Consider the following 25,505-nt stretch of genomic DNA (forward strand, 5'->3'; position numbering starts at 1 on the left):
CATTCGCATGCACATTTGGCGACGGGAGGCGCGAGATGTCGAAGCATCAAATCACCCTCGAAGACCGGTTTGACCTGCAATCAGAGCAGGTTCTGCTGAATGGAACGCAGGCCCTTGTCCGGCTGATGCTGGCCCAGGCGGCGCGGGATCGCGCGGCGGGGCTGAACACGGCGGGCTATGTCACGGGCTATCGCGGCTCGCCCCTCGGGGCGGTCGATCTGCAGATGAACCGCGCGGCCAAGCATCTTGCCGCGGCCAATGTGCTCTTCAAGGAAGGCCTGAACGAGGATCTCGCGGCCACCGCACTCTGGGGCAGCCAGCAGGCGGAGCTGCGCGGCGAGGGCCGGTATGATGGCGTCTTCGGGCTCTGGTACGGCAAGGGGCCTGGGGTCGACCGGTCAGGCGACGTGATGCGGCACGCCAACATGGCGGGCACGTCGCGTCATGGCGGTGTGCTGATGGCCATGGGCGACGACCATACCGGCGAATCCTCCACCGTTCTGCATCAGTCCGAATGGGCGATGGTCGATGCCTACATGCCGGTCGTGTCACCGGCTGGCGTGCAGGAAATTCTCGATTACGGCATCTACGGCTATGCGCTGTCGCGCTATTCGGGGCTGTGGGTGGGTCTCAAGACCATGAAGGACACGGTCGAGGCGACGGCGGTCGTCGATGGCCGTGTGGACCGTGTGCAGCTCACGCAGCCTGCGGATTTCCTGATGCCCGAGGGCGGGCTCAATATCCGGCTTCTAGATACACCACATGCGCAGGAAGCGCGCATGATCGAGTACAAGCGCTTCGCCGCGGAGGCGTTCAGCCACGCCAACCGGATGGACAAGCGCGTCTGGGGCAAGCCCGGCGCCAAAATCGGGCTCGTCGCGGCCGGCAAGAACTGGCTCGACCTCGTACATGCGCTGGCACTTCTGAACATCGACGAGAGCGAGGCCGAACGCCTTGGCATCACCACCTACAAGGTGGGCCAGACCTTCCCGCTCGACATGCAGGGCTTCCATGACTGGGCCGAGGGGCTCGACCTGATCGTCATCGTCGAGGAGAAGCGCAAGCTGATCGAGGTGCAGGTCAAGGAGGCGATCTTCGACGACCGCCGGGGTCGGCGGGTCTATGGCTGGTACAAGGGCGGAGCGGGCGGCATGCACCGTGAAGAGCTCTTCCCGACCCATGGCGCGCTCGATCCCGTCTGGATCGCGGAAAAGCTGGGCGGCATCTTCCTTGAGGAGGGGCGCGACACGGATGGCATTCGCGCGGGGCTTTCCACGCTCGATGCCGCGCGCCGCGCCGACAATGCCGAGGAGATCGCGGCCCGGTTGCCCTATTTCTGCTCGGGCTGTCCGCATAATACCTCCACCAAGGTGCCCGAGGGCAGTCGCGCCTATGCCGGGATCGGCTGTCATTACATGGTCCAGTGGATGGACCGCGAGACGACCGGCTTCACCCATATGGGGGCCGAAGGGGCCAACTGGATCGGCGAGGCGCCCTTCTCCAAGACGGAGCATGTCTTCCAGAACCTGGGCGACGGCACCTACAATCATTCGGGTGTGCAGGCGATCCGCGCAGCTTTGGCCGCGGGCACCAACATCACCTACAAGATCCTCTATAACGACGCGGTCGCCATGACCGGCGGGCAGAAGAACGAGGGCGGCCTCAGCCCCGGGCGCATCGCCTACGAGTTGGACGCGATGGGCGTGCAGCGCATCGAGGTGGTCTTCGACGAGAACGAAGAGCCCTGCCGCGACGATTTCCCGCCCATCGTCGGCTGGAGCAGCCGCGAGAACCTGGACACGATCCAGAAAGAGCTGCGCGAGACCAAGGGCGTCTCGGCCATCATCTACGTGCAGACCTGTGCGGCGGAGAAACGGCGCCGTCGCAAGAGGGGGCAGTTCCCCGATCCCGACCGGCGCGTCTTCATCAACACCGATATCTGCGAAGGCTGCGGCGATTGCGGCGTGCAGTCGAACTGCGTCTCGATTGTCCCCGTGGAAACCGAGTTCGGGCGCAAGCGGGCCATCGACCAGTCGTCGTGCAACAAGGATTTCTCCTGCCTCAAAGGCTTCTGCCCGTCCTTCGTCACGCTCGAAGGCGCGCATCGCAAGAAAGGCGGCGGCACTGGGCTCGACCTGCCGCATCTGCCCGATCCGGAGCTGCCCCAAATCGACAAGACCTGGAACATGGTCATCACCGGTGTCGGCGGCACGGGCGTCGTGACCGTGGGGGCCGTGCTGGCGCAGGCCGCGCAGATCGCGGGCAAGGGGGCCGGCATGATGGAGATGGCAGGCCTCGCCCAGAAGGGCGGCGCGGTGCATATCCACCTGCGCCTCGCGGAGCGGCCCGATGACATCAGCGCCATCCGCGTGGCCACGGGCGAGGCGCATGCGCTCATTGGCGGTGATCTGGTGGTCTCTGCAGGGGCCAAGACGCTGGGGCTCACTGCGACGGGCCGCACGGGCGCCGTGGTCAACAGCCACGAGATCATCACCGGCGACTTCACCCGGAATACGGAATTCGCGCTGCCCGCCGACCGGCTGCGCATGTCGCTGCAGCGGCGGATGGGCGACCGGGCGATCTTCTTCGATGCGACCGAGCTGGCCCGCGTCGTGATGGGCGATTCCATCTATTCCAACACGATGATCCTCGGCGCGGCCTGGCAGCAGGGGCTGATCCCCTTGCCGAAGGAGGCGATCGAGGATGCGATGCGCCTCAACGGGGCCGCGGTCGAGAAGAACCTCGAAGCCTTCGCGATCGGGCGCTGGGCCGCGCTCCACCCCGAGGAGGCGGCGGCGCGTGTGACGCCCAACGTCGTGGACAAGCCGAGGACGCTCGAAGAGCGGATCGAGGTGCGCGCGGCCCATCTGACCGCCTATCAATCCACCCGTCTTGCCAAGCGCTACGCCAAGCTCGTGGACCGCGCCGAGGATCCCCGCCTGCGCGAGGCCATCGCCAAGGGCTATCACAAGCTCTTGGCCTACAAGGACGAATACGAGGTGGCCCGCCTGCATCTCGACACCCGCGAGAAGGCCCGTGCCGCCTTCGACGGCGATTTCACCATGACCTTCCACCTGGCCCCGCCGCTCATCTCGAAGACCGGCAAGGATGGGCGCCCAAGGAAGAAGGAATACGGCCCGTCGATGCTGCGCAACTTCCGGTTGCTTGCGAAGCTGAAATCCTTGCGCGGCACACCCTTCGATCCGTTCGGCTACACGAGCGAGCGGCGGGCGGAGCGCGCGCTCATCCGCCAATACGAAAAGGACATGGCCGAATGGCTGCCCCGCGCCGATACCGCCAATCTCGATGCGCTGATCGCACTGGCCGAGCTGCCCCTGCAGATCCGCGGGTTCGGCCCGGTGAAAATGGCCAATCTCGCAAAGGCCGAGAAGCGCCGCGAGGAGCTTCTTGCCGCCCTCGCGGCACCCGCGACGCCGATGCGTGAAGCCGCGGAGTAGGGCCCTCGGGGGCAGGCGCGCGTTACACAACGGTTACAATTTCGTTGCATAACACGCGCCTGACCGTCACCCCGAGGCCCGCACATGCCCACAGATCGCCAGATCGCCCGCCAGATCAGCTATGCCCATTCCGCGCAAGGTCCGGGTGGTCGCGCCATCATCCGCGCGCTCGAAACCGCAACAGGCCGCATCGGGCTCATCCGCCGCGCGGCGGGCTACGAGACCGAGATCGCGGCGGGCGCGGATTTCTGGCAGGTCATGGTGGACCGCTACGGCCTTGCACTCGACGTGGTGCATGGCACGCTGAGCAATATCCCGGCGGATGGTCCGCTCGTCGTGGTGGCCAATCACCCCTACGGAATCCTCGACGGTCTGATCCTCGGGCATCTTCTGGCAATGACGCGCGGCGATTTCCGCATTCTCGCGCACAAGGTTTTCCTGCAGGCCCGCGAGTTGGAAAACGTGATCCTGCCGGTGAATTTCGACGAGAGCAAAGCGGCCATGGCCGAGAACCTCGCCGTGCGGAAGACCGCGCTTGACTACCTCGGGCAGGGCGGGGCGATCGGCATCTTCCCCGGCGGCACGGTATCCACGTCGGCGACCCCAATGGGCCGCCCGATGGATCCCAGCTGGCGCAGCTTCACCGCCCGGATGGTGGCCCGTTCGGGCGCCACGGTGGTGCCGGTCTATTTCGACGGGGCCAATTCGCGGCTGTTCCAGCTGGCGAGCCATCTGCATTACACGCTGCGGATGGGGCTTCTGATCCGGGAATTCAAACGCCAGACCGACAAGCCCGTGCGCATCAGCATTGGCAAACCCATCGATCCCGGCGAAATCGCCGCCCGGGCGCGGGATCCGCGCGTCCTGATGGATTTCCTGCGCAAATCCACGTATGCGCTGTCTCCAACGCCCTGTGCCGCCGCAACGCGCGGCTTTGAATTTGACGCGGCGTGGAAAAGGCGCGAAGGCTGATCCCCTGACGCGTGCTGCGAAAGGGTGAGGCATGGCCATCGGCGTATTTGATTCGGGACTGGGCGGGCTGACCGTGCTGGACGCGGTGACGAAGCGTTTGCCGGACACGCCGCTGATTTATCTCGGCGACAATGCCCATACGCCCTACGGCGTGCGCGAAGCCGATGACATCTACGATCTGACCACCAAGGGGGTGGAGCGGCTCTGGGCGGAAGGCTGCGATCTGGTGATCCTGGCCTGCAACACGGCCTCCGCGGCCGCCCTCCGCCGGATGCAGGAGGCATGGGTGCCGCGCGACAAGCGCGTCCTTGGGGTCTTCGTGCCGCTCATTGAGGCGCTGACGGAACGGCAATGGGGCGACAATTCCCCGCCGCGCGAGGTCGCGGTGAATTCCGTGGCGCTGTTCGCCACGCCCGCCACCGTGCGCAGCCGGGCGTTTCAGCGCGAGCTCAGCTTCCGCGCCGTGGGCGTCGATGTGGAGGCGCAGGCCTGCGGCGGGCTCGTCGATGCCATCGAAGAGGGCGACATGATCCTCGCCGAGGCGCTGGTGCGCTCCCACGTGGACGCGCTCAAGCGCAAGATGCCGGAGCCTGACGCCGCGATCCTCGGCTGCACGCATTACCCGCTGATGGAAGACATCTTCCGCGACGCGCTGGGCCCGAATGTTTCGGTCTATTCCCAGCCCTCCGTCGTGGCCGAAAGCCTCGCCGATTACCTTTCCCGCCATCCGGAGATGCAGGGGCAGGGGAGCGAAGCACGGTTCCTCACCACGGGCGATCCGGCCCGTGTCTCGGGTCAGGCGACCACGTTCCTCCGACGACGGATCGCCTTCGAGGCGGCCTGATCCGCCCCAACGCGTCCTTCCTTTCATCCTCGTCACCGACAGGACATGCCATGCCGTACAAAATCGCCATCATCGGAGCGTCGGGCTATACCGGCGCCGAACTTCTCAGGCTCATCGCCACCCATCCGGAGCTGGAAATCGCAGCCCTCGCGGCCAATTCCAAGGCCGGTCAGACCATGGCGCAGGTCTTCCCGCATCTGCGCCATCTCGACCTGCCGACCCTCGTCACCTGGGAAGAGATCGACTTCTCCGCGATCGACCTGTGTTTCTGCGCCCTGCCGCACAAGACGAGCCAGGAGGTGATCTCGAAACTGCCCAAGCATCTCAAGATCGTCGATCTGTCAGCGGATTTCCGGCTGCGCGATCCCGAAGAATATACCCGCTGGTATGGCAATGCGCATGCTGCGGTCGAGATGCAGGGCGAGGCCGTCTACGGCCTGACCGAGTTCTACCGCGACGAGATCAAGGCCGCCCGGCTGGTCGCGGGCACCGGCTGCAACGCGGCCACCGGCCAATACGTGCTGCGCCCGCTGATCGCCGCGGGTGTGATCGGGCTCGACGACATCATCCTAGACCTGAAATGCGGTGTGTCGGGGGCAGGCCGGTCGCTGAAGGAAAACCTGCTGCATGCGGAGCTCTCCGAGGGCACAAATGCTTATGCCGTGGGCGGCACGCACCGGCATCTGGGCGAATTCGATCAGGAATTTTCCGCCCTTGCGGGGCGCGATGTGAAGATCCAGTTCACGCCCCATCTTCTGCCCATGAACCGGGGTATCCTGGCCACGGCCTATGTTTCGGGCGCGGCGCAGGCGGTGCATGACGCGCTATCAGCCGCCTATGCGGACGAGCCCTTCATCGAGCTTCTGCCCATGGGTGAGACGCCGTCCACGCATCACGTGCGGGGCTCGAACTTCTGCCATATCGGGGTGGTGGCCGACCGCATTGAAGGCCGGGCCATCGTCGTGGCTGCCCTTGACAACTTGACAAAGGGATCGTCGGGCCAGGCGCTTCAGAACGCCAACCTGATGCTGGGGATCGCAGAGACGACGGGACTGATGCTCGCGCCCTGCTATCCCTGATCCATCGCGGCGACCAATGTGCCGAGGGCCTTTGCGGGGTCCTCGGTGCGCCAGATCTCCTCTCCGATGGAGAAGAAGTCGACCACCGGGGTCAGCTCGCGCACCAGCGCCTCGGTCACCCCGCCTTCGGCCACGACCGGAAGTTCGATCATCTCGGACCACCATTCGAACAATTCGCGCTCAGCCACGCTGCCATCGCCCAACGTGGTGCCGCCGACCGGCCCGAAGGCCACGTAATCGGCGCCCGCTTCGCCTGCATTCATGCCGTCATGGCGCGACGTGCCGCAGGAGGCGCCGACAATGGCATCGGGGCCGAGTTCCTTCCGCGCGGCGCGGACGGAGCGACCGCCATCGGGGAAATGCACCCCGTCGAGGCCGAGGCGTTGCGCCAGCACGATATGCGTGTCGATCACCAGGGCGATGTCATGGGCATGGGCAACCTCGCGCACGGCATCGGCGGCGCGCAGCAGCGTGTCCTCGTCGCGGGTGGCGAGGCTCAGGCGCAGGCAGGCCACGTCATGGGCGTCGAGCACGGTCGCGAGCCGCTCGGGAAAGGCCAAGAGGTCAATCTCGGGCGGGGTGACGAGATAGAGTTGCGGGCGGTCATCCTCGGCCATGGCGGGCGGTCCTTCGGTCTTTTGAGGTGTCATATCGAAGGCGCGCGGCGGATGCCAGCGGGGGCGCTTACGGCACGGTCTTGTTTGCGTTTTTTCAGAAAGGTGAAGCGCAGAGGGGTGTGCTGCAACAGGCAAGGGCGCGCGCGGGCGGCGGGGCGGGGGAGCCGTGGCACCCGAACAAGGGCGCGCCGGACCTCAGGCAGGTACACTTTCGCGGGGCGGCGTGATCTTGCGGCGGAGGCGGCAAGTTCGTAGATGCAGGCGGTCTTTCCAAGGAGCCATCATGCCGACCGAGCCCGCACCGCAGCCCGCCTTCGTCCTCGTTCAGCCGCAAATGGGCGAGAATATTGGTGCTGCGGCGCGTGCGATGTGGAATTTCGGCCTCGAGCACATGCGCCTTGTGGCGCCGCGCGACGGCTGGCCCAATCCAAAGGCCGTGGCGATGGCCTGTGGCGCGGGGCGGCTTCTCGACGCGGCGCAGGTGTTTGAGACGACGGCCGATGCGGTGGGCGAGGCCGATTTCGTGCTGGCCACCACGGCGCGCCCGCGCGGGCTGACAAAGCCCGTCTATTCCCCCGAAGAGGCGATGTCCGAGATCGCCGCGCGCATCCAGGATGGGCAGAAGGCTGCCGTGCTTTTCGGGCCGGAACGTGCGGGGCTCGAGAACAGCGATATCGCGCTTGCCAATGGCATCATCTCGGTGCCGGTCAACCCCGATTTCCCCTCGCTCAACCTTGCGCAATGCGTGCTGCTGACGGGCTATGAATGGCGCCGTGCCACGTCGGAGGTGACCCCGCGCGTTCTGGAGATGGCCGGGACCGACTGGGCCAATCAGGCTGAGATCGACGCGCTATCGCGCCATTACGAGGAGCGGATGGAGGAGGCGGGGTTCTTCTTTCCCGACCACAAGGCCGAGACCATGAAGCGCAACCTGCGCAATCTGTGGTCGCGGATGCCGCTCACCCGCTCGGATGTGCAGACCTTCCATGGCATGCTGCGTCAATTGGTGCGGTGGAAAGACCGGGGGGGCTGACTTGAAGCGCCCCGGCCCGGGGCATAGTGTCTGGCGCGACACCAAAGAGGCCGCGTGAGACGCATGAGCAATTCCCGAAAACTGTTCGAAGAGGTCGGTGCCGAGACGCCCGCCCGTGCCCCCCGGGAGACCGGATTGATCGACAAGGGCCGCCGTGGCGCGCGCGGCGCGATCCGCATCTGGCTAATGATGCTGTTCGTTCTCGTCATGGCGATGATCGTGGTCGGCGGTCTGACGCGCCTGACCGATAGCGGCCTGTCGATCACCGAATGGGCGCCGGTTTCGGGCGCGCTGCCGCCAATGTCCGAGGCCGCCTGGCAATCGGAATTCGACAAGTACAGGCAGATCCCGGAATACCAGTTGCAGAATGTCGGCATGTCCATGGCCGAGTTCAAGTTCATCTATTGGTGGGAATGGGGCCACCGGCAGCTTGGCCGCTTCGTGGGGCTCGTCTGGGCGCTGGGCTTTGTGGGCTTCCTCGTGACCCGGAAGATCCCGCCGGGTTGGACCGGGCGGCTTCTGCTTCTCGGGGGCTTGGGCGGTCTGCAGGGCGCGATCGGCTGGTGGATGGTGGCCTCGGGCCTGACGGGCGACCGCATCGACGTGGCAAGCTACCGTCTGGCCACGCATCTGGGGCTCGCCTTCGTGATCCTGGGCGTGATCGCCTGGTTCACGTTTCAGCTTGGCCGCTCCGAGCGGGATCTGATGCAGCAGCGCCGCGTGCGGGAAGGCAAGCTCTTCTCCATGTCCACGGGGCTCATGCATTTCACCTTCCTGCAGATCCTGCTGGGCGCGCTCGTCGCGGGCATCGATGCCGGGCGCAATTACACCGACTGGCCGCTGATGGCGGGGGAGTTCCTGCCGCCGACCCCGCTCGAGATTGAGCCTGTCTGGCGCAACTTCTTCGAAAACTCCGGCACGGTGCAATTCATGCATCGCATGGCAGGCTACGGGCTGATGATCTTCGGCGTCGTTGTCTGGTTGCGCGCGCGCCGCTCGCCCAATGCCGAGACGCGGTTCCGCTTCAACGCCGTGCTGGCGATGATGGTGGTGCAGATGGTGCTTGGCATCGTAACCGTGATCTACGGCGCGCCGCTTGAGATTGCGATCGTGCACCAGCTTGGCGCGGTCCTCCTCTGGGTGCTGGTCATCCGCGCGCGCTTCGGCGCAGGCTATCCGAAATCCCAATCCTTGCGAGGCACGGCATGAGCGATCCCTATTCCGACCTGATGGCCTTCCAACGCGAGACGGAGGCGCTGAGCCAGGTCGCGGGGCGGCTTTCCTGGGATCAGGAGACGGTGATGCCCCGCGGCGCCGCGCCGCAACGCTCCGACGAGATGGCGGCGCTGGAGGGCGTGCTTCATGCGCGCCGCACCGACCCGCGTGTCGGCGAATGGCTGGCGGCGATCGACGATGCGGGGCTCGACCCGGTGGGGCAGGCCAATACGCGCCACATTCGCCGCAGCTATGCCCGCACGATGAAGGTGCCCGCGAACCTCGCGGCAGCCTTGGCGCGGCTGACCTCGGTGGCGCAGGGCGTCTGGGCGGAGGCGCGCTCCAAGGACGACTTCGCGGCCTTCGCGCCGACCCTGCGCGAGGTGTTGGCCCTGAAACGCGAAGAGGGCGCGGCCTTGGCTGATGGCGGCAATGTCTATGACGCGCTTCTGGATGATTACGAGCCCGGCGCCACGGCCCAAAGCCTGGAGGCGATGTTCGGGGCGCTGCGCCCGCGCCTCGTGGCGCTGCGAGACGAGATCCGCGGACGCCCGGCACCGCAGGCCCTGACAGGCACGTTCGACGAGGCGGCGCAGATGAAGCTCGCGCGCCACATCGCGAAAACCTTCGGCTACGACATGAGCCGGGGCCGCGTGGACAAGGCGGTGCATCCCTTCTCCTCGGGCTCGGGCAATGATGTGCGGATCACCACGCGCACGGCGGCGGATGATCCCTTCAACTGCCTTTATTCGACGATCCACGAGGTGGGACACGCAAGCTACGAGCAGAATATCGACGCGGCGCATCTGCTGACGCCTGTGGGTGCCGGTGTGTCCATGGGCGTGCATGAAAGCCAAAGCCGCATCTATGAGAACCAGTTGGGCCGCAGCCGCGCCTTCTGCGGCTATCTCTTCGGTCAGATGCAGGAAGCCTTCGGCGAAATCGGCATCGCGGATGCGGACGCGTTCTACGGCGCCGTGAACCGCGTGCATGACGGGTTCATCCGGACCGAGGCGGACGAGATCCAGTACAACCTCCACGTGCTTCTGCGCTTCGATCTGGAGCGGGCCCTCATCGCCCGTGACCTTGAGGTCGATGATCTGGAAGCGGCCTGGAACGACCGGTTCGAGGCGGATTTCGGCTACAAGGTCGATCGGGCGTCAAACGGCGTGCTGCAGGATGTGCACTGGTCCGTGGGCCTTTTCGGCTACTTCCCGACCTACACGCTCGGCAATGTCTATGCAGGCTCGCTGCATTCGGCTTTGCGCAAGGCGCGCCCCGCGCTGGACGACGAGTTGGCCTCAGGCGATCTGACCGGGGCTACCGAATGGCTGCGCGAGAATGTGCAGGTGCATGGCGGGCTTTACGAGCCGCGCGCGCTGGTCGAGCGGGCGACGGGCAGCGCACCCGATGAAGGGCCGCTGCTCGATTATCTCGACGCGAAATTCAAAGCGCTCTACGCATAAAAAAACGCGGCCCGAAGGCCGCGTAGTCTACGGTGTGCAAGTGATGATGCCGTGGCATCAATTCCGTAAAGAGCATTACGGCCCGGGGCTTCCGCCGCTGGATCAAAAGGCGAACCTTCGGCGGGAGAGTGCGTCCCCGGTACGACACTGGGAGAGTGATACAACCTTACCGGGAAGAGTGGACCACAATTCCCCCGATCTCACAAGATATTCCGGGGATATCCCGGCCTTGCAGAATTCGGTCTTGGCGGCTCAGGCGGACTTCGCGATGGTCGCCCGCTGGTCGCGTTCCAGAGTCTCGAAACACGACATGATCCAGTCGACAACGCGGCGCATGACCGGGTCGGAACGGCGCGTTTCGTGGTACATGACCCAGAACTCGGCCTGGTAAGACGGCAGGTTCGGATCCATGTAGATCAGTTCGGGATCGCGCAGGCCCATCACGTCGGGCAGGGGGCCCGGCATTCCGGTCACATGGATCAGACTGTAGATCGCGGCAAAGTTTTCGACCCGGACGGTGGGCGGGGACTGGAACCTTTCGAACCCGATCTGCTGCACCGGCACGTGCTCGAACGCCTCGGACAGCCCGATCCACTTTTCGGCGGGCTCCGGCGCGCCACGTTTCTGGAAGAAGTTGAAGTTCATCGTGCCCGCCTTGCGCGTCACGATGCGGCCGACTTCCGGCGCCCCCAATTGCAGAACGACATCGTTTTCGCCCAGACCCTCGCGCAGAAGACGGTCATTGAAAGTGATCGTGATGCCGCGCAACTCGTTGGACCCGTTGGAATATCCCGGGATGAGAACCTGCGACGTGACGATGGGCGGCGATCCGAGATTGATCGACGCGAGGCCCAGCTCCCCATCCACTTCGCGTGCATTGAGCGTGCTTTGCAACTCGCCGTCAAAGGTCTGCGCGAGATCGATCAGCTTGGTCACGGACGGGGACGGTTGCCAACCGAGCGAGGTCTTGACGAAGGCAGCCTCTCCGAGCGTTTCGGACAGGCGGTCGATCCGCCGCGACACGGTCGCGGTATTCGTCCCCAGCAGCTTTGCCGCTGCGGTCATAGTTCCCGTCCGCGAGAGCGCCACGAGAAACCGCAGATCGTCCCAATTATCCATCCGTCCCAACCTTTACATCGGTGCGCCTCGGTTCGTTCGCGCAACCCCGGGGTTAGGGTTGCGCCGCCGTATGACTGCACCTGCCGACATTGCCGCGCGCAAAAATGTAAAGGCACGATTGCGCAGAGGCAATATCAACGCGCCGCTTTCGCGGGAAATGTCAGCGAGTTTTCGCCTCACGATTCGTTTTCGCCGCCATCCGTCGCGATATCCGCTTCATCTTCCGGTTGATCGGCGATCCACGCGACTGAGACGACTTCCTCGCCCTTGGCCGTGTTGAAAACGCGCACACCACCCGCAGAGCGGGACCGGAACGAGATACCGTCCACAGGCACGCGAATCGACTGTCCCTTCGACGTGGCGAGCATGATCTGATCGTCGAGCTCGACCGGGAAGCTTGCGATGACGGGCCCGCCGCGCATCGCCTTGTCCATGGCCTGCACGCCCATGCCGCCGCGTCCCCGGATCGGGTAGTCGTGGCTCGAGCTCAGCTTGCCCGCGCCACCGCGCGTGATGGTCAGGATCAGGTTCTCGGCAGCGGACATCTCGGCGTAAAGCTCGGTCGAGAAGTTGGGATCGGCAATGGCTGCATCCTCGTCCCCGGCCTCGGCTTCGTCCGAAAGGCCGGCCATGGCGCGGCGCATCTTCAGATAGGCGGTCCGCTCCTCGGGCGTGTAGCGCGAGTGGCGGATCACGGCCATGGAGACCACGTGATCGTCGCCGGTCAGCTTGATGCCCCGAACCCCGGTGGATTTGCGGCCCTTGAAGACCCGCACATCGGTGGTGCGGAAGCGGATCGCGCGGCCGCTATCGGTCACCAGCATGACGTCGTCATCTTCGGACGCGATACGCGCATTCACGAGGCTGACGCCCTCGCTCAACTCCATCGCGATCTTGCCGTTGCGCTTGACGTTGGTGAAATCCGACAGCGCGTTGCGCCGGACATCGCCCGCAGAGGTCGCGAAGACGATCTGCAGATCGTCCCAATCCTCCTCGTCGCGGTCCACCGGCATGATGGCCGCGATCGACACGCCCGTCGGGATGGGCAGGATGTTGACGATCGCCTTGCCCTTCGAGGTCCGTCCGCCCAGCGGCAGACGCCAGGTCTTGAGCTTGTAGACCATGCCTTCGGTGGTGAAGAACAACAGTTGCGTATGCGTGTTGGCCACGAAGAGCGTGGTGACGACGTCATCATCCTTGAGCTGTCCACCGGACAGGCCCTTGCCGCCGCGCTTCTGCGCCCGAAAATCAGCCAGCGGCGTGCGCTTGATGTAGCCGCCTGCGGTGACGGTGACGACCATGTCCTGACGCTCGATCAGGTCCTCGTCTTCCATGTCGCCGGACCAGTCGACGATCTCGGTACGGCGGGGCACGGCGAAAAGCTCGCGCACTTCGCGCAGCTCGTCGGCGATCATGCCCATGATCCGCTCCCGCGAGCCCAGGATCTCGAGGTATTCCTTGATCTTGCCCGCCAGTTCCTCGAGCTCGTCCGTGACTTCCTTGACCCCGAGCTGTGTCAGGCGCTGCAGCCTGAGTTCCAGGATCGCGCGGGCCTGCGCTTCGGACAGGTTGTAGGTGCCGTCCTCGTTCATCGTATGCGTGGGATCGTCGATCAGCCGGATGAAGGGCGCGATCTCCTCGGCGGGCCAGCGGCGCGTCATCAGCTTCTCGCGCGCCTCGGCGGCGTCCTGGCTCGCGCGGATCGTGGCCACGACCTCGTCGACATTCGACACCGCGACCGCCAGACCGCAGAGGATATGGCTCCGCTCGCGCGCCTTGCGCAGAAGGTAGGCGGTGCGCCGGGCGACCACCTCTTCGCGGAAATCGATGAAGGAGGTCAGGAAGCGCCGCAGGGTCAACTGCTCGGGCTTGCCGCCGTTCAGCGCCAGCATGTTGCAGCCGAAATAGGTCTGCATCGGCGTGAAACGGAAGAGCTGGTTCAGCACCACGTCCGGGGTCGCGTCGCGCTTGAGCTCGACGACCACGCGCACGCCGGAACGGTCGCTCTCGTCCTGCACATGGGCGATGCCCTCGATCTTCTTGTCGCGGGCCGCCTCGGCGATCTTCTCGATCATTGCCGACTTGTTCACCTGGTAGGGGATCTCGTCGATGATGATGGCGTAGCGATCCTTGCGCAGCTCCTCGATCCGGGTCTTGGCCCGCACGATCACAGAGCCACGCCCTTCGAGATACGCCTTCCGCGCGCCCGACCGGCCCAGCATGATGCCGCCCGTGGGGAAATCGGGACCCGGTATGTACTCGATCAGCGCCTCGGAGGTCAGATCCGGATCCTCGATCAGTGCCAGCGTCGCATCGACCACTTCGCCGAGGTTATGCGGCGGGATGTTGGTGGCCATGCCGACGGCGATACCGCCCGCACCATTGACCAGCATGTTCGGAAAGCGTGCGGGCAGGACCGTGGGCTCGCGATCCTTGCCGTCGTAATTGTCCTGGAAATCGACCGTGTCCTTGTCGATATCGGCCAGGATATAGGCTGCGGGCTTGTCCATGCGCACTTCGGTGTAGCGCATGGCCGCCGGGTTATCGCCATCCATCGAGCCGAAATTGCCCTGACCGTCCAGAAGCGGCAGCGACATGGAGAAATCCTGCGCCATCCGCACCAATGCGTCATAGATCGCGCTGTCGCCATGGGGGTGGTACTTACCCATGACGTCGCCCACGGGGCGCGCGGATTTGCGGTAGGACTTGTCATGCGTGTTGCCGGTCTCATGCATGGCGTAAAGGATGCGCCGATGCACCGGTTTCAAGCCGTCGCGCAGGTCCGGAATCGCGCGGCTGACGATCACCGACATGGCGTAATCGAGATAGGAGGATTTCATCTCCTGCTCGATCGAGATCGTAGGCCCGCTGTGCGGTGCCGGTGCGGGCGGATTTTGTTCTTCGTTATCAGGGGGTTCGGGTGTGTCGGTCACGGGAAGGTCCGCCTGTCGTTATTCTATATGTTGTTGTCACATCTATAGCAGAGCGCAACAGACAGGTGCAATGCCGTGCACATCCCCTCTCGTCGCTGGCAGCCAGGTGGTCTGACTGATAACAACCTGTTTTTGTTGATTTTTAACAAAGTTCGGGCAGGATTCTCTTCCGAGGTTAACGAGGAGAAAAACACGATGTCCCAAAGCGAAACGGAGTTGATGCTGAAAGGCTACGGTCTGACCACGGCCGAGATCTTCTATCGCATGCCGGATTACCGCAACGTGCTAAACACCTTCGTGTGGCAGGATTACGATCTGGCCCCCGATCATCCCAAACTGCTCGATTTCATCGCCTTCTGGCAGGATGAGATCGAAGGCCCGCTGCATTCCGTACGCTTCACCCATCGCAAGATGATCTCGCCCGGCGAATGGCGGCATGTGACCGGCGAATTCACCTATCACTGACCTGCGCCTCAGCGCGCAGCCTGTTGTCACGACCGGACCAGAAATACCTCCGGGAGCGCGAGGGCAGAGCCCTCGCCCGGATCGGCGCGGGCTTGCCCCGCGTCGACCGGTTCAGCGGGCCTTGGCGCCGAGACCCAGTTCCATGACGGCCTTCCGCATCGGTGCCAGATCATGCAACAGCCCCAATCCGGTGGCCCGTGCGGCCTGAAGCGTGGGCAGACCCTGCATGGAGGCGCGGTTCAGCGCGGAGATCCCCGACATGCGCAACCGGATATCCGGCGCACGCTTCTTCTCGTAGGCGTCCAGCATGGCCGCATCGCCCAAGCGCTCGGGCGCCGCGACCGCAAGGTCGAGCAGCGTCTCGAGATCGCGCAGCGACATGTTCAGACCCTGCGCGCCGATGGGCGGCATCACATGGGCGGCCTCTGCCACGAGCGCCAGGCGCTGCGCGGTCAGCCGCTCTGCCCCTTGGGTGATGATCGGCCAGAGATTGCGCTTCGAGGCCAGTTTCAGCGGGCCATAAAGCCCGGCGGAGCGATCCGTCATCTCCGCCTCAAAAGCGGGCACATCGAGCGCGGCCCGCCGTTCGGCATCGCGCGCGGCCATCATCCAGACCACCGCGGAGGAGGGGCGCCCGTCGTGATCGGGCAGGGGAACGAGCGTGAAAGGCCCGCCCGCGCGGTGGATCTCGGTCGAGACATTGCCATGGGGCGCGTCATGGGTGACCGCGAAGGCCAGCGCTTTCTGCCCATACCGCGTGGTCGTCACGCCGATTCCGGCCGCCTGCCGCATGGGCGATCCGCGCCCGTCCGCCGCAATCACCAGCTTCACCCGGGGGCGTGTACCATCCGACAGCCCGACGCGCGCCTCGCCAGTGCGCGTGAACAGCGATTTCGTTGCGGTTCCGGGGCGGAAATCGACGCCCGGCATCTCGTCCAGCGCCTTGGCCATTTCGCGCCGCAATAGCCAGTTTGGCAGGTTCCATCCGAAGGGTAGGTCGGAGATGTCGGCGGCGTTGAAATCGCGGGTCATCGGCGGGCTGCGGCTCGCATCGGCGATGCGCATGACCTGCAGGGGCGTCGCGTGGTCCGACAGGCGCGCCCACAGGCCTGCGCGATCCAGGAAATCGCGGGCAGGCTGCAGGAAGGCGGTCGTGCGCAGATCGGCACCATCCGCGTCGCGCTCCGTCACCGGCGGGGCGGGATCGACGCAAAGCACCGAAAAGCCCGCGCGCCCGAAGGCGGCTGCCGCCGACATGCCCGCAATGCCGCCGCCTGAAATGAGGATGTCATGGTCCATGCGCGTTGCCTCCGTCATTGCCTCAACAGGTGGGTTTCATCGGGCCCCGGCGCCAGTGGGCGCTTGGTCGCATCGCTTACAGGATGCGGGACAGAAAGCCCGACAGATCGTCCGTATGGTGATGGATATGCTCTGCCACATGCGCCTCGGGGGCCACGTGGATGGTTCGCATGCCCATCGCATGGGGGGCTGCGAGGTTGCGGGGCTCGTCCTCGAACATGGCGGCACGAGCGGTGTCCGTGCCGTCGCGGGCAAAGACGCGCTCGAAGGCCACACGTTCGGGCTTCGGAGCGAAATCCGCGTGCTCGACCCCGTAGATCGCATCGAACAACCCGTCGAGACCGCGCGCCTTCAACACCCGGTTCGCGTAAGGGGCCGAACCGTTGGTATAGACGATCCGGCGTCCGGGCAGCGCCGCGATCCGCGCGGCAAGAACCGGGTCGGGCACGAGCGGCGCGAAGGAAATGTCGTGCACATCGTGCAGGTATCCGCCCGGATCTACCCCGTGCACCTGCATGAGCCCTGCGAGCGTGGTGCCGTATTCGGCCCAGTATTTCTTGCGCAGGCGATTGGCCTCCACCGCATCGACGCTGAGTTCGCGCATCACCCAGTCGGTCATGCGCGTTTCGATCTGGTCGAAAAGCCGCGCCTCGGGCGGATAAAGGGTGTTGTCGAGGTCGAAGACCCAGTGGCGGACATGTGAAAAACGCTCTTTCATAAGGCGGAGCTAGACCGGTCGCAGAGCCAAAGCAATGGCCCTGCGCTTGCCACAAGCCCTTGAACCTGCGTATTTTCGCGGCAAGCGAGGGAGAGAAGAAAAAATGCGGGACAGAACCACCCCCCAGCGCGATGCCTATTCCCTGATCCTCGAGGCGATCGATGTGGGCACGTTCAAACCCGGTGATCGACTGGTGGAAAGCGATCTGGCCGAACGCTTCGGCGTCTCGCGCACGCCGATCCGCGAGGCGTTGCAGCGGCTTGAGACCCAATCCCTGCTGGCCCGCGATGGCCGCTCGCTGATTGTGGCCTCGCTCGATCACAACCAGATGGCCGAGCTCTACGCCGTGCGCACCGAACTTGAGGGGCTGGCGGCGCGTCTGGCGGCCCGTCACGCCACCGAGGAAGAGATCGCCGTGCTTGCTGACATGGTCGAGGAGGACCGCGCGCGGCTCGACGACCCCAAGGCCCTGGCCCGTGCCAATCGCCGGTTTCACAAGCAGATCCATCTCGCGTCGCACAACCGCTATCTCGTGCAGCAGCTCGACCTCGTCCATCGCTCCATGGCGCTGATGGCCACGACGTCGCTGGCCGCCGAAGGGCGGGGGACGCGCGCGCTCGAGGAACACAACGCCATCGTCGAGGCGATCAGCCGCCGTGACGAGGAGGCGGCCTACCAGGCCTTGCGCGATCATATCTCGGTGGCGTTCGTGACGCGCCTCAAGCTCGACGCGGCGACGGAGCGCTGAACGGCGCGCAAGGCGGGCGGCGCTATTCCGGCACGCGGTCGCTGCCGGGCCGGTCCGGTGCGGAATGGCCATGCTGGGTCTTGTCCCAATGGAACGGCCGCGTGATCAGCGACCAGACCGCGCGATACATCGCAATCGTGCCCAGTGGGAAATAGAGGATCATGCCCGGCACCCAGGGCATGAGACGCGCATGCGGAGATCGGGCCAGCGCCAGCATGCCCGCAAGCACCGTGACCGCCTCGCAGGCGATGAAGATCACGAAAAGCCCGCGCAGAGCGGCGGGCGACAGGATCTCCGCCGCGGGATGCGGCACGCCTGCCAGGATCAGCCAGAACGACCACAAGACGGGCGCCAGAAGGAATTGCAGCAAGGTGCCCAGAAACAGCACCTGCACCGCCGCCGCGCGCCGCAGCCCGAGGTCACGTATAAGCGCGCGCGGACTGCGGCTGTGCGTGGCCCAGGTCATGGCATATCCCTTGAGCCACCGGGCCCGCTGCTTGATCCACGGCCAGACACGGTTGTTGGCTTCCTCGCGGGTGACGGTCTGCAAAAGCTCCGTCCGGTAGCCGTGACGCGCGAGACGAAGGCCGAGATCGGCATCCTCGGTCACGTTATGGGCGTCCCAGCCGCGCACGGCCTCCAGCGCCTCGCGGCGGAAATAGACCGTGGTGCCGCCCAGCGGGATCGGCACGCCGAGCCGCGCGAGACCGGGCAGGATCAGCCGGAACCAGGTCGCGTATTCGATGGCGAAACACCGCGACAGCCAATTGGCACGCGGATTGTAGAAATCGAGAACGCCCTGAAGGCAGGCAACCTCCGGCGGCGCGGTCTGGAAGCGCGCGACAACCCGCTCGATCTGATCGACCGCCGGCGCATCCTCCGCATCGAGAATCCCGATCACGCTGCCCTTGGAAAATCGCAGCGCATAATTCAGCGCGCGCGGCTTGGTCTGAATGCTGCCGCCCGGCACGACCACGATCCGGACCCAGCCCGGCAGGTCCGCGGCGGCAAGGATGCTGGCGGTCTCCCGGTCGATGTCTTCCAGGATCAGCAAGACAGACAGGCAGGATTTGGGATAGCTGAGCCGCGACAGCCGGTCGATCAGCGCCCGCGCAATCGCCGCCTCGCGAAACAGCGGGACCAGCAGCGTCACATCGGGCAGCGGATGGCGGGGCGGGCCCGGACGGGGCGGCGGTTTGCGCGCTGCGATCAACGCGGCCAGCTTCAATGCCTGTGTCAGGAGCAGCGACACCACCGCGATGATCAGAAGGGCTGCGAAGAAGACCAGCGGCGCCAGGGCCAGAAGCCCGACGCTTGCAATCGTGACGGAGCTTGCAATCGCGACCCGTGCAGCCCCGGCATGGCCCAGATCGCGGCAGGCCTCCGCATCCGGCACCCAGGTTTCCGCCGCTTCGACCATGGCCCGCCCGTAGCGCGCGCCGATCTCGGCATGAATGTCCGCCTCGGACATCGCGGCCATTATGACGGCTTGGCCCGTGGCGTCGAAGGGCGCGCGCACGGCGTCGAAGCCCGCGCGGCTTGTCGCGGCCACCACCAGCGATGTGCCGATCCACATCCAGGGCAGGGCGCCATGGGTCAGGCAGGTCTCCGCAGGCAGGAGGCCTGCAAGTGTCTGATCGGCGGGGTGATCGGCCCGGTTGAGCGCCATGACGCCGCAGCGCAGGGCCAGGGCGGGGACGTATTCGTCCTCTCCGATCAGGTCACTGGCGAGCAGCACGCGCCGCAAGGGGGCGCCGGTCGCGACCGCATCTCCCAATGCCGCGACCATGTCAGCGGCAGGCACATGACCGCCATCGACGAGGAGACCGGCGACCGAACGGCCGCGATCATCGATGCTGGCCGCCTGGCGGCTGGGTGGGGGGTCGACCTTGCTCGAAAGCATGCTGGTCTCCGTTGTCGATCGGAGACCAGTTACGCCCGCGTGGGTTAATGCGCGCTTAAGATTAACCGCTGATTAGGTATTTGCGGCCTTATGGTCCGCCATCCAGTCGGCGAACCGCTCGAACAGGTAATAGCTGTCCATCGGGCCGGGGCTGGCCTCGGGGTGCTGCTGGACCGAGAAGACCGGCTTGCCCTCGACCCGCAGACCACAATTCGACCCGTCAAAGAGCGACACATGCGTCTCGAGCACGCCTTGGGGCAGGGACTGGCTGTCGACCGCGAAGCCGTGGTTCATGGACGTCACCTCGACCTTGCCGGTCTCGGTGTCTTTCACCGGGTGATTGGCGCCGTGATGGCCGTGGTTCATCTTCACGGTCTTGGCACCCAGCGCCAGCGCCAGCATCTGGTGACCGAGGCAGATGCCGAAGACCGGCAGACCCTTGTCCAGAACTTCGCGGATCATCGGCACGGCATATTCGCCCGTCGCCGCCGGATCGCCCGGTCCGTTCGACAGAAAGACCCCGTCGGGGTTGAGCGCCAGCACATCTTCCGCCGTGGCGGTCGCGGGCAGGACAGTCACGTCACAACCCGCCGAGGCGAGGCTGCGCAGGATGTTGCGCTTGGCACCGTAATCGATCGCCACCACCTTGTGGACGGGGTTTTCCTGACGGGCATAGCCCTCGGGCCAGGCCCACCGCATTTCGTCCCAGCGATAGCTTTGCGCGCAGGTGACATCCTTGGCGAGGTCCAGCCCCTCCAGTCCGGCGAAATCGCGGGCCTTGGCCACCAGCGCTTCCGTGTCGAACACGCCATCGGGATTGTGGGCGAGGGCCGCATGGGGCGCGCCCTGCTGGCGGATCGCCCGGGTCAGACGCCGCGTGTCGATCCCGCCGATGGCGATGCGGCCCCGGCTCGCGAGCCAGTCCGACAATTCCGAGACGGCCCGCCAGTTGGAGCTTTGCGTGGGCATCCATTTCACGACCATGCCGGCCGCCACAGGGTCCTGCGTCTCGTCATCCTCGGGGTTCACGCCGGTATTGCCGATATGCGGGAAGGTGAAGGTGACGATCTGGCCCGCATAAGAGGGATCGGTCATGATCTCCTGATACCCGGTCATCGCGGTGTTGAAGCAGAGCTCGGCCACCGTCTCCCCGGTGGCGCCGAAGCCCATGCCATAGAACAACGTGCCATCGGCCAGGGCGAGGCAAGCGGTAGGAGCGGTCATGGGCGAGCCTCCGGGCATCTTGGGTGTCGCGCCTGTCTAAGACCGCCTGCAAGCCGGGTCAAGAGCAGGCCCTGATGTCAAAATGTAGCGAAAACAATGGCTTGCTGGGTTTCAGGGAAGGCTTGCACCTCTGGCGGCAAAACCCTACCTATCAACCTCTAGCCAATCGAGGGATGAGAGGCCATGGAACTGCGCACGCGGATCACTGCCGCCATGAAACAGGCGATGAAAGACAAGGACGCCGACCGTCTGTCGACGGTGCGCCTGATCAATGCCGCGATCAAGGATCGGGACATCGCCGCGCGCGGCGAAGGGCGTGAAGACGGTGTCAGCGACGAGGAAGTGCTGGCGATCCTCTCCAAGATGGTCAAGCAGCGCCATGAGAGCGTGAAGACCTACGAAGAGGGCGGCCGTCTCGATCTGGCAGAGCGCGAGCAGGCGGAAATCGTCGTCATCGAAGAGTTCCTGCCGAAGAAGCTGTCCGATGCGGAAGTCACCAAGGCCATCGACAAGGCCGTGGCCGATGTCGGCGCCGATTCGATCCGCGATATGGGCCGCGTCATGGGCGTCCTGAAGTCCAAATATCAGGGTCAGATGGATTTCGGCGCGGTCGGCCCGCGCGTGAAGGAGCGTCTGGCGGGCTAAGCGCGCAGGCGGCGTTGGATGCCGATCTGCGCCTGATGCTCTCATACGCGCCAGATGCGGTCGTCCGCGCCAAGCGCTGTCATCCTCGGGCCTGACCCGAGGACTCCCTGCAGTTTGCGGAATTTTCCAACCGCTTGCGAAACACCGACGCCAACAGGCAGATCACGAGGGTGGCGTTTCTCACCTCACGCCGTGTCGATGGACACCGGAAAATCCGTCCGGACCGCCTCCAACGTCTCCGCATCCCGCACCGTGAACCGCTCCACGAACCGGGTTTTGAACGATACGCGCCCACGCCGCGCGCCGAAATTCTCGCCGTGATTCAACTCATATAGAACCGATGGGCGGGGCAGGGCGCGGATGCGCAAGCCCGCAAGTCGCGCCAGATACGGAAACATGCGGTGCTCGTGCTGTGTCATCTCCCGCATGAACGCGGCGCTTTCGGGCAAGGCCGGGTCATGGCGCAGCGCGAGACAGGATCCGCACAGCTTCCAGAATGCCCTTTGACGCGGTGCCGTCAGGGATGCGGGGGCGGCCAGGGCTACCTTGCCGGACGCCACATCCCGGACGAAGCCACGCTCGACCAGCCAGCCGTCACCGCCGCCCTCCAGCATCTCGCTCACCACGCCCTGACGCAGCAGATCGTCAGCGTCAAAGGACATGACGAAGGCGGGCGGCACGTCCCGCCCGGCCAGATCCTCGTAGAGTGCTGCGAGCTTGCGCCACTTGTCGTTTCCGGGCGTCGGATCGTCGAAGGGCAGGTGGCGGATGCGGTCATCCTCGGGCAGGGGCGGGCGCACCTGACAGCAGATGACCGCTTCCCAATTGGGATTGTCCTGCGCCTGGAAGCTTTGAAGCGTGCGGCCCAGCCGTGCGGTGACCGCGTCCCAATCGCCCACATGGGCCGGTGCCACGAGTGGGATGAGGAAGATCACCCGTTCGGGCGCAGGCGCCGGGATGCGCCTCGCCGTGCGCAAGGCCAGGGCGGCGGCCTCCGAGGGCTGCACATCGTTTCGCGCTGCAGCCATGGTCGGTCCCAGAAGCGCAACACGCAAGCGATGCGCGAGGCGCCGCGCTTTCGGGGTCGCCGGGACCTGTGCCATCAGGCGGGGCTGTGCCGAGCCAGCCGGTCGAGAAGCTCCGAATAGAGCGCCTTGCGCTCATCCTCGGACAGGAATGCCCCGATCTCGACCTCGCGGCCAGAGCCGTTCAGGGTGACGTAATTCGGCACGGGACCTCCGCTCTGGTGCAGCGCGACCTTGGCCCAATAGGGATTGCAATGCCAGTCCTGCGCGTCGCCCCGCGGGTTGTAGCGGGTCAGATGCAGGTCGGCCTCGGTGATCTTGAGCACTTCGAGGATGCGGCGGTCCGCCTCGTTCTTGCGTAGCGCGTAATACATCCCGCCAAGTGCAATCAGCAGGAAGGGCAGCATGCCCCAGAGGAGCGACGTGCCCAGAAGCCCGTAAAGGGGGATCGTGGCCAGGGTGAACGTGCCCAGGATGAAAGCCGCGAAGCCCTTGGGCGGCAGCGAATTATGCGGCCAGAGCGTGAGCTCCTGCTCCGTCCGGCTCGGGTCTTTCTGGGTCCAGCGATAGGGCATGATGTCGATGTCCGGTCGTCTGTCGTTACTCGGGCGGGCCTTGGGGCGGCGGGTCGGCCGCGGGGCCCGTTTGGGATATGGCGCGATGCGCGCGGTTTTCCACGCTTGGGCGGCCGGCGCATCGGGTCGAATGAAAAAGGCCCCGGATGGTGATCCGGGGCCTCTTCTGTGTCAGGTCGGAAACCCGGAGATCAATGGGCGTGGCCCTTGTCCCAATCCTCCCGCTTCGGCAGCTGCTCGAACGTGTGCTCGGGCGGCGGCGAAGGCAGGGTCCATTCCAGCGTATCCGCGTATTCGTTCCAGGGGTTCTCGCGGGTCTCGGGCTTGCCCTTGAACAGCGCGTAGAACATCACGCCGAAGAAGAACAGGAACGAGGCGAAGGAGATGAACGCACCCCAGGACGACACGTAGTTCCAGAGGGCATAGGCCTCGGGATAGTCGATGTAGCGGCGCGGCATGCCCTGACGGCCCAGGAAGTGCTGCGGGAAGAAGGTGATGTTGGCGCCGATGAAGAAGGTCCAGAAGTGGAGCTTGCCGGCCCATTCGGGGTACATCTTGCCGGTCATCTTGGGGAAGTAGAAGTAGATCCCCGCGAAGATGGCAAAGACGGCACCCAGCGACATCACGTAGTGGAAGTGTGCGACCACGTAATAGGTGTCATGGTAGGCACGGTCCACGGCGGCTTGGCTCAGCACGATGCCGGTGACACCACCGAGCGTGAAGAGGAACAGGAAGCCGAACGCCCAGAGCATCGGCGTCTTGAACTCGATCGAGCCGCCCCACATCGTGGCGATCCAGGAGAAGATCTTCACGCCCGTCGGCACCGCGATGACCATCGTGGCCAGCATGAAGTAGCTCTGCTGGGTCAGCGACATGCCAACGGTGTACATGTGGTGCGCCCAGACGACGAAGCCCAACGCGCCGATCGCGATGATCGCCCAGACCATCGGCAGGTAGCCGAAGACGGGCTTGCGGCTGAACGTGGCGATGACGTGGGAGATGATACCGAAGCCCGGCAGGATCACGATGTAGACTTCCGGGTGCCCGAAGAACCACAGGATATGCTGGTAGAGCACCGGGTCGCCCCCGCCTGCGGGATCGAAGAAGGTCGTCCCGAAGTTCCGGTCGGTCAGCAGCATGGTGATCGCGCCCGCCAGAACCGGCAGGGCCAGAAGAATCAGCCACGCGGTCACGAAGATCGACCAGGCAAAGAGCGGCACCTTGAACAGGCTCATGCCCGGTGCGCGCATGTTGAGGAAGGTGGTGATCACGTTGATCGCACCCAGGATCGACGAGGCACCCGAGACGTGCACCGCGAAGATCGCGAGGTCCATCGAGAGACCGCCCTCACGCACCGACAGCGGCGGGTAGAGAACCCAGCCCACACCGGAGCCCAGCTGACCATTGCCACCCGGCGAGTAGACCGAGGCGACCGCCAGCGTCGTACCGGCAACGTACAGCCAGTAGGACAGGTTGTTCAGACGCGGGAAGGCCATGTCCGGCGCGCCGATCTGCAGCGGCATGAAGTAGTTGCCGAAGCCGCCGAAGAGCGCGGGAATGACCACGAAGAACATCATCAGGATGCCGTGGCCGGTGATCAGAACGTTCCACAGATGGCCGTTCGGGGTACATTCGCCGGGGGCGGCGGCAAACATCCGCGCGCCTTCGAGGCACATGTACTGAACGCCCGGCTCCATGAGCTCCAGACGCATATAGACGGTGAAGGCGACCGAGATGAAACCTGCCAGGGCCGAAGTGACCAGGTACAGGATCCCGATATCCTTGTGGTTGGTGGACATGAACCACCGGGTGAAGAACCCCCGGTTGTCTTCGTGCTCATGGCCGTGGATGGCGGCGTCTGCCATGTAAGCCTCCTCAAGGTGTTATCAGATCAGGCAGGACAGACTCGCCCCGCGCGTCGTTTGCCTGTTTAGGCAAAGCATCTCCGTCCGGCAATGACCGCTTTCGTCGCAGGGCGGTCATTTTTGTCGCACATGTCTGATTTCTTGAATATGTGTCAATCAAGTCTGACAGAATGCGACCCGGCAATTGTCAATCGCCGCCCCAAGGCTTGCGCGGACTACGCTCCCACGCGGCCAATCCGGGCGCCGCCCCCTGTCACGTTCGGACCAAAAATACCTCCGGAGGTCTGGAGGCAGAGCCTCCA

General features: G+C 65.0%; 20 protein-coding genes. 10 read left to right on the forward strand and 10 right to left on the reverse strand.

All coding sequences use genetic code 11. The annotated features are described in order from the left end of the window. Positions 1-35 precede the first annotated feature (35 nt). The 4 genes from FIV09_RS05395 (at position 36) to argC (ending at position 6,353) form a co-directional block, all read left to right on the forward strand. Positions 36-3,458 (forward strand): indolepyruvate ferredoxin oxidoreductase family protein, encoded by a 3,423-nt coding sequence (locus FIV09_RS05395; protein WP_152449033.1) that lies wholly within the window; start codon positions 36-38, stop codon positions 3,456-3,458. Between the two features lie 84 nt (positions 3,459-3,542). Further along, positions 3,543-4,430, forward strand: coding sequence for a lysophospholipid acyltransferase family protein (locus FIV09_RS05400; RefSeq protein ID WP_152449034.1), 888 nt, complete (start codon positions 3,543-3,545; stop codon positions 4,428-4,430). A 31-nt stretch (positions 4,431-4,461) separates the two neighbouring features. Then, positions 4,462-5,274 (forward strand): glutamate racemase, encoded by an 813-nt coding sequence (locus tag FIV09_RS05405; RefSeq protein WP_152449035.1) that lies wholly within the window; start codon positions 4,462-4,464, stop codon positions 5,272-5,274. A gap of 50 nt (positions 5,275-5,324) precedes the next feature. Further along, complete coding sequence (argC, locus tag FIV09_RS05410; protein ID WP_152449036.1) at positions 5,325-6,353, forward strand: N-acetyl-gamma-glutamyl-phosphate reductase; 1,029 nt, start codon at positions 5,325-5,327, stop codon at positions 6,351-6,353. Here argC and FIV09_RS05415 read toward each other — a convergent pair. After that, entirely contained in the window at positions 6,344-6,970 is a 627-nt protein-coding gene (locus FIV09_RS05415) for a thiamine phosphate synthase (RefSeq protein ID WP_152449037.1), read from the reverse strand. The two genes, argC and FIV09_RS05415, sit on opposite strands and share 10 nt — an antisense overlap. A gap of 283 nt (positions 6,971-7,253) precedes the next feature. Between FIV09_RS05415 and FIV09_RS05420 the strand changes: the two genes are divergently transcribed. From FIV09_RS05420 to FIV09_RS05430, 3 genes are all read left to right on the forward strand, one after another. Continuing rightward, on the forward strand, positions 7,254-8,003 hold the full coding sequence (locus tag FIV09_RS05420) for an RNA methyltransferase (RefSeq protein WP_152449038.1): 750 nt from the start codon (positions 7,254-7,256) through the stop codon (positions 8,001-8,003). A gap of 63 nt (positions 8,004-8,066) precedes the next feature. Further along, positions 8,067-9,212: a heme A synthase gene (gene ctaA / locus FIV09_RS05425; RefSeq protein WP_152449039.1), complete on the forward strand. Its 1,146-nt coding sequence runs from the start codon at positions 8,067-8,069 to the stop codon at positions 9,210-9,212. Then, the gene (locus FIV09_RS05430; protein WP_152449040.1) at positions 9,209-10,684 is read left to right on the forward strand and encodes a carboxypeptidase M32; all 1,476 of its coding nucleotides are present in this window, start codon (positions 9,209-9,211) and stop codon (positions 10,682-10,684) included. The genes ctaA and FIV09_RS05430 overlap by 4 nt, the downstream gene beginning before the upstream one ends. A 252-nt stretch (positions 10,685-10,936) precedes the next feature. On the opposite strand, the gene FIV09_RS05435 is transcribed toward FIV09_RS05430, so the two are convergent. Together FIV09_RS05435 and gyrA are read right to left on the reverse strand one after the other, a co-directional pair. Beyond that, complete coding sequence (locus tag FIV09_RS05435; protein ID WP_152449041.1) at positions 10,937-11,803, reverse strand: LysR family transcriptional regulator; 867 nt, start codon at positions 11,801-11,803, stop codon at positions 10,937-10,939. 176 nt (positions 11,804-11,979) lie between these two features. After that, a complete protein-coding gene (gyrA, locus tag FIV09_RS05440; RefSeq protein ID WP_152449042.1) occupies positions 11,980-14,736 on the reverse strand; it encodes a DNA gyrase subunit A in 2,757 nt (918 codons plus the stop codon). Positions 14,737-14,931: 195 nt separating this feature from the next. On the opposite strand from gyrA, the gene FIV09_RS05445 reads away from it, so the two are divergent. Beyond that, positions 14,932-15,201, forward strand: a complete 270-nt coding sequence (locus FIV09_RS05445) for an usg protein (protein ID WP_152449043.1) — start codon at positions 14,932-14,934, stop codon at positions 15,199-15,201. Positions 15,202-15,312: 111 nt separating this feature from the next. Here FIV09_RS05445 and FIV09_RS05450 read toward each other — a convergent pair whose 3' ends face one another. Together FIV09_RS05450 and FIV09_RS05455 are read right to left on the reverse strand one after the other, a co-directional pair. Beyond that, positions 15,313-16,500, reverse strand: coding sequence for a UbiH/UbiF family hydroxylase (locus FIV09_RS05450; RefSeq protein ID WP_172975629.1), 1,188 nt, complete (start codon positions 16,498-16,500; stop codon positions 15,313-15,315). Positions 16,501-16,576: 76 nt separating this feature from the next. Further along, positions 16,577-17,218 (reverse strand): pyrimidine 5'-nucleotidase, encoded by a 642-nt coding sequence (locus tag FIV09_RS05455; RefSeq protein ID WP_152449045.1) that lies wholly within the window; start codon positions 17,216-17,218, stop codon positions 16,577-16,579. A 103-nt stretch (positions 17,219-17,321) separates the two neighbouring features. Here FIV09_RS05455 and FIV09_RS05460 point away from each other — a divergent pair, with 103 nt between their 5' ends. Beyond that, positions 17,322-17,966 carry a GntR family transcriptional regulator gene (locus FIV09_RS05460; RefSeq protein ID WP_152449046.1) on the forward strand — a complete coding sequence of 215 codons (645 nt, stop codon included), beginning with the start codon at positions 17,322-17,324 and terminating at the stop codon, positions 17,964-17,966. Between the two features lie 22 nt (positions 17,967-17,988). On the opposite strand, the gene FIV09_RS05465 is transcribed toward FIV09_RS05460, so the two are convergent. Beyond that, positions 17,989-19,869: a glycosyltransferase family 2 protein gene (locus FIV09_RS05465; protein ID WP_152449047.1), complete on the reverse strand. Its 1,881-nt coding sequence runs from the start codon at positions 19,867-19,869 to the stop codon at positions 17,989-17,991. Positions 19,870-19,941: 72 nt separating this feature from the next. Further along, a complete protein-coding gene (gene carA / locus FIV09_RS05470) occupies positions 19,942-21,093 on the reverse strand; it encodes a glutamine-hydrolyzing carbamoyl-phosphate synthase small subunit (protein WP_371417752.1) in 1,152 nt (383 codons plus the stop codon). 183 nt (positions 21,094-21,276) lie between these two features. Between carA and FIV09_RS05475 the strand changes: the two genes are divergently transcribed. Continuing rightward, complete coding sequence (locus FIV09_RS05475; RefSeq protein ID WP_152449049.1) at positions 21,277-21,738, forward strand: GatB/YqeY domain-containing protein; 462 nt, start codon at positions 21,277-21,279, stop codon at positions 21,736-21,738. A 185-nt stretch (positions 21,739-21,923) separates the two neighbouring features. Here the strand turns inward: FIV09_RS05475 and FIV09_RS05480 are convergent, their stop codons facing one another. The 3 genes from FIV09_RS05480 to ctaD all read right to left on the reverse strand — a co-directional run bounded on the left by FIV09_RS05480 (position 21,924) and on the right by ctaD (position 25,203). Next, complete coding sequence (locus FIV09_RS05480; RefSeq protein ID WP_254702313.1) at positions 21,924-22,766, reverse strand: hypothetical protein; 843 nt, start codon at positions 22,764-22,766, stop codon at positions 21,924-21,926. A 74-nt stretch (positions 22,767-22,840) separates the two neighbouring features. Continuing rightward, positions 22,841-23,338: a DUF2244 domain-containing protein gene (locus FIV09_RS05485; RefSeq protein ID WP_152449051.1), complete on the reverse strand. Its 498-nt coding sequence runs from the start codon at positions 23,336-23,338 to the stop codon at positions 22,841-22,843. A 191-nt stretch (positions 23,339-23,529) separates the two neighbouring features. After that, positions 23,530-25,203: a cytochrome c oxidase subunit I gene (gene ctaD / locus FIV09_RS05490; RefSeq protein WP_152449052.1), complete on the reverse strand. Its 1,674-nt coding sequence runs from the start codon at positions 25,201-25,203 to the stop codon at positions 23,530-23,532. Between the last annotated feature and the right edge of the window lie 302 nt (positions 25,204-25,505).

Source organism: Roseivivax sp. THAF197b (genome assembly GCF_009363255.1).
Classification (GTDB): domain Bacteria; phylum Pseudomonadota; class Alphaproteobacteria; order Rhodobacterales; family Rhodobacteraceae; genus Roseivivax.

Coding starts and splice junctions, on each gene's coding strand:
- FIV09_RS05480 (WP_254702313.1), bottom strand. CDS start 22,766: ATGGCTGCAGCGCGAAACGATGTGCAGCCCTCGGAGGCCGCCGCCCTG.
- FIV09_RS05405 (WP_152449035.1), top strand. CDS start 4,462: ATGGCCATCGGCGTATTTGATTCGGGACTGGGCGGGCTGACCGTGCTG.
- ctaD (WP_152449052.1), bottom strand. CDS start 25,203: ATGGCAGACGCCGCCATCCACGGCCATGAGCACGAAGACAACCGGGGG.
- FIV09_RS05415 (WP_152449037.1), bottom strand. CDS start 6,970: ATGGCCGAGGATGACCGCCCGCAACTCTATCTCGTCACCCCGCCCGAG.
- ctaA (WP_152449039.1), top strand. CDS start 8,067: ATGAGCAATTCCCGAAAACTGTTCGAAGAGGTCGGTGCCGAGACGCCC.
- FIV09_RS05395 (WP_152449033.1), top strand. CDS start 36: ATGTCGAAGCATCAAATCACCCTCGAAGACCGGTTTGACCTGCAATCA.
- FIV09_RS05445 (WP_152449043.1), top strand. CDS start 14,932: ATGTCCCAAAGCGAAACGGAGTTGATGCTGAAAGGCTACGGTCTGACC.
- FIV09_RS05485 (WP_152449051.1), bottom strand. CDS start 23,338: ATGCCCTATCGCTGGACCCAGAAAGACCCGAGCCGGACGGAGCAGGAG.
- FIV09_RS05400 (WP_152449034.1), top strand. CDS start 3,543: ATGCCCACAGATCGCCAGATCGCCCGCCAGATCAGCTATGCCCATTCC.
- FIV09_RS05455 (WP_152449045.1), bottom strand. CDS start 17,218: ATGAAAGAGCGTTTTTCACATGTCCGCCACTGGGTCTTCGACCTCGAC.
- FIV09_RS05475 (WP_152449049.1), top strand. CDS start 21,277: ATGGAACTGCGCACGCGGATCACTGCCGCCATGAAACAGGCGATGAAA.
- FIV09_RS05460 (WP_152449046.1), top strand. CDS start 17,322: ATGCGGGACAGAACCACCCCCCAGCGCGATGCCTATTCCCTGATCCTC.
- FIV09_RS05465 (WP_152449047.1), bottom strand. CDS start 19,869: ATGCTTTCGAGCAAGGTCGACCCCCCACCCAGCCGCCAGGCGGCCAGC.
- FIV09_RS05435 (WP_152449041.1), bottom strand. CDS start 11,803: ATGGATAATTGGGACGATCTGCGGTTTCTCGTGGCGCTCTCGCGGACG.
- argC (WP_152449036.1), top strand. CDS start 5,325: ATGCCGTACAAAATCGCCATCATCGGAGCGTCGGGCTATACCGGCGCC.
- FIV09_RS05430 (WP_152449040.1), top strand. CDS start 9,209: ATGAGCGATCCCTATTCCGACCTGATGGCCTTCCAACGCGAGACGGAG.
- FIV09_RS05420 (WP_152449038.1), top strand. CDS start 7,254: ATGCCGACCGAGCCCGCACCGCAGCCCGCCTTCGTCCTCGTTCAGCCG.
- carA (WP_371417752.1), bottom strand. CDS start 21,093: ATGACCGCTCCTACCGCTTGCCTCGCCCTGGCCGATGGCACGTTGTTC.
- FIV09_RS05450 (WP_172975629.1), bottom strand. CDS start 16,500: ATGGACCATGACATCCTCATTTCAGGCGGCGGCATTGCGGGCATGTCG.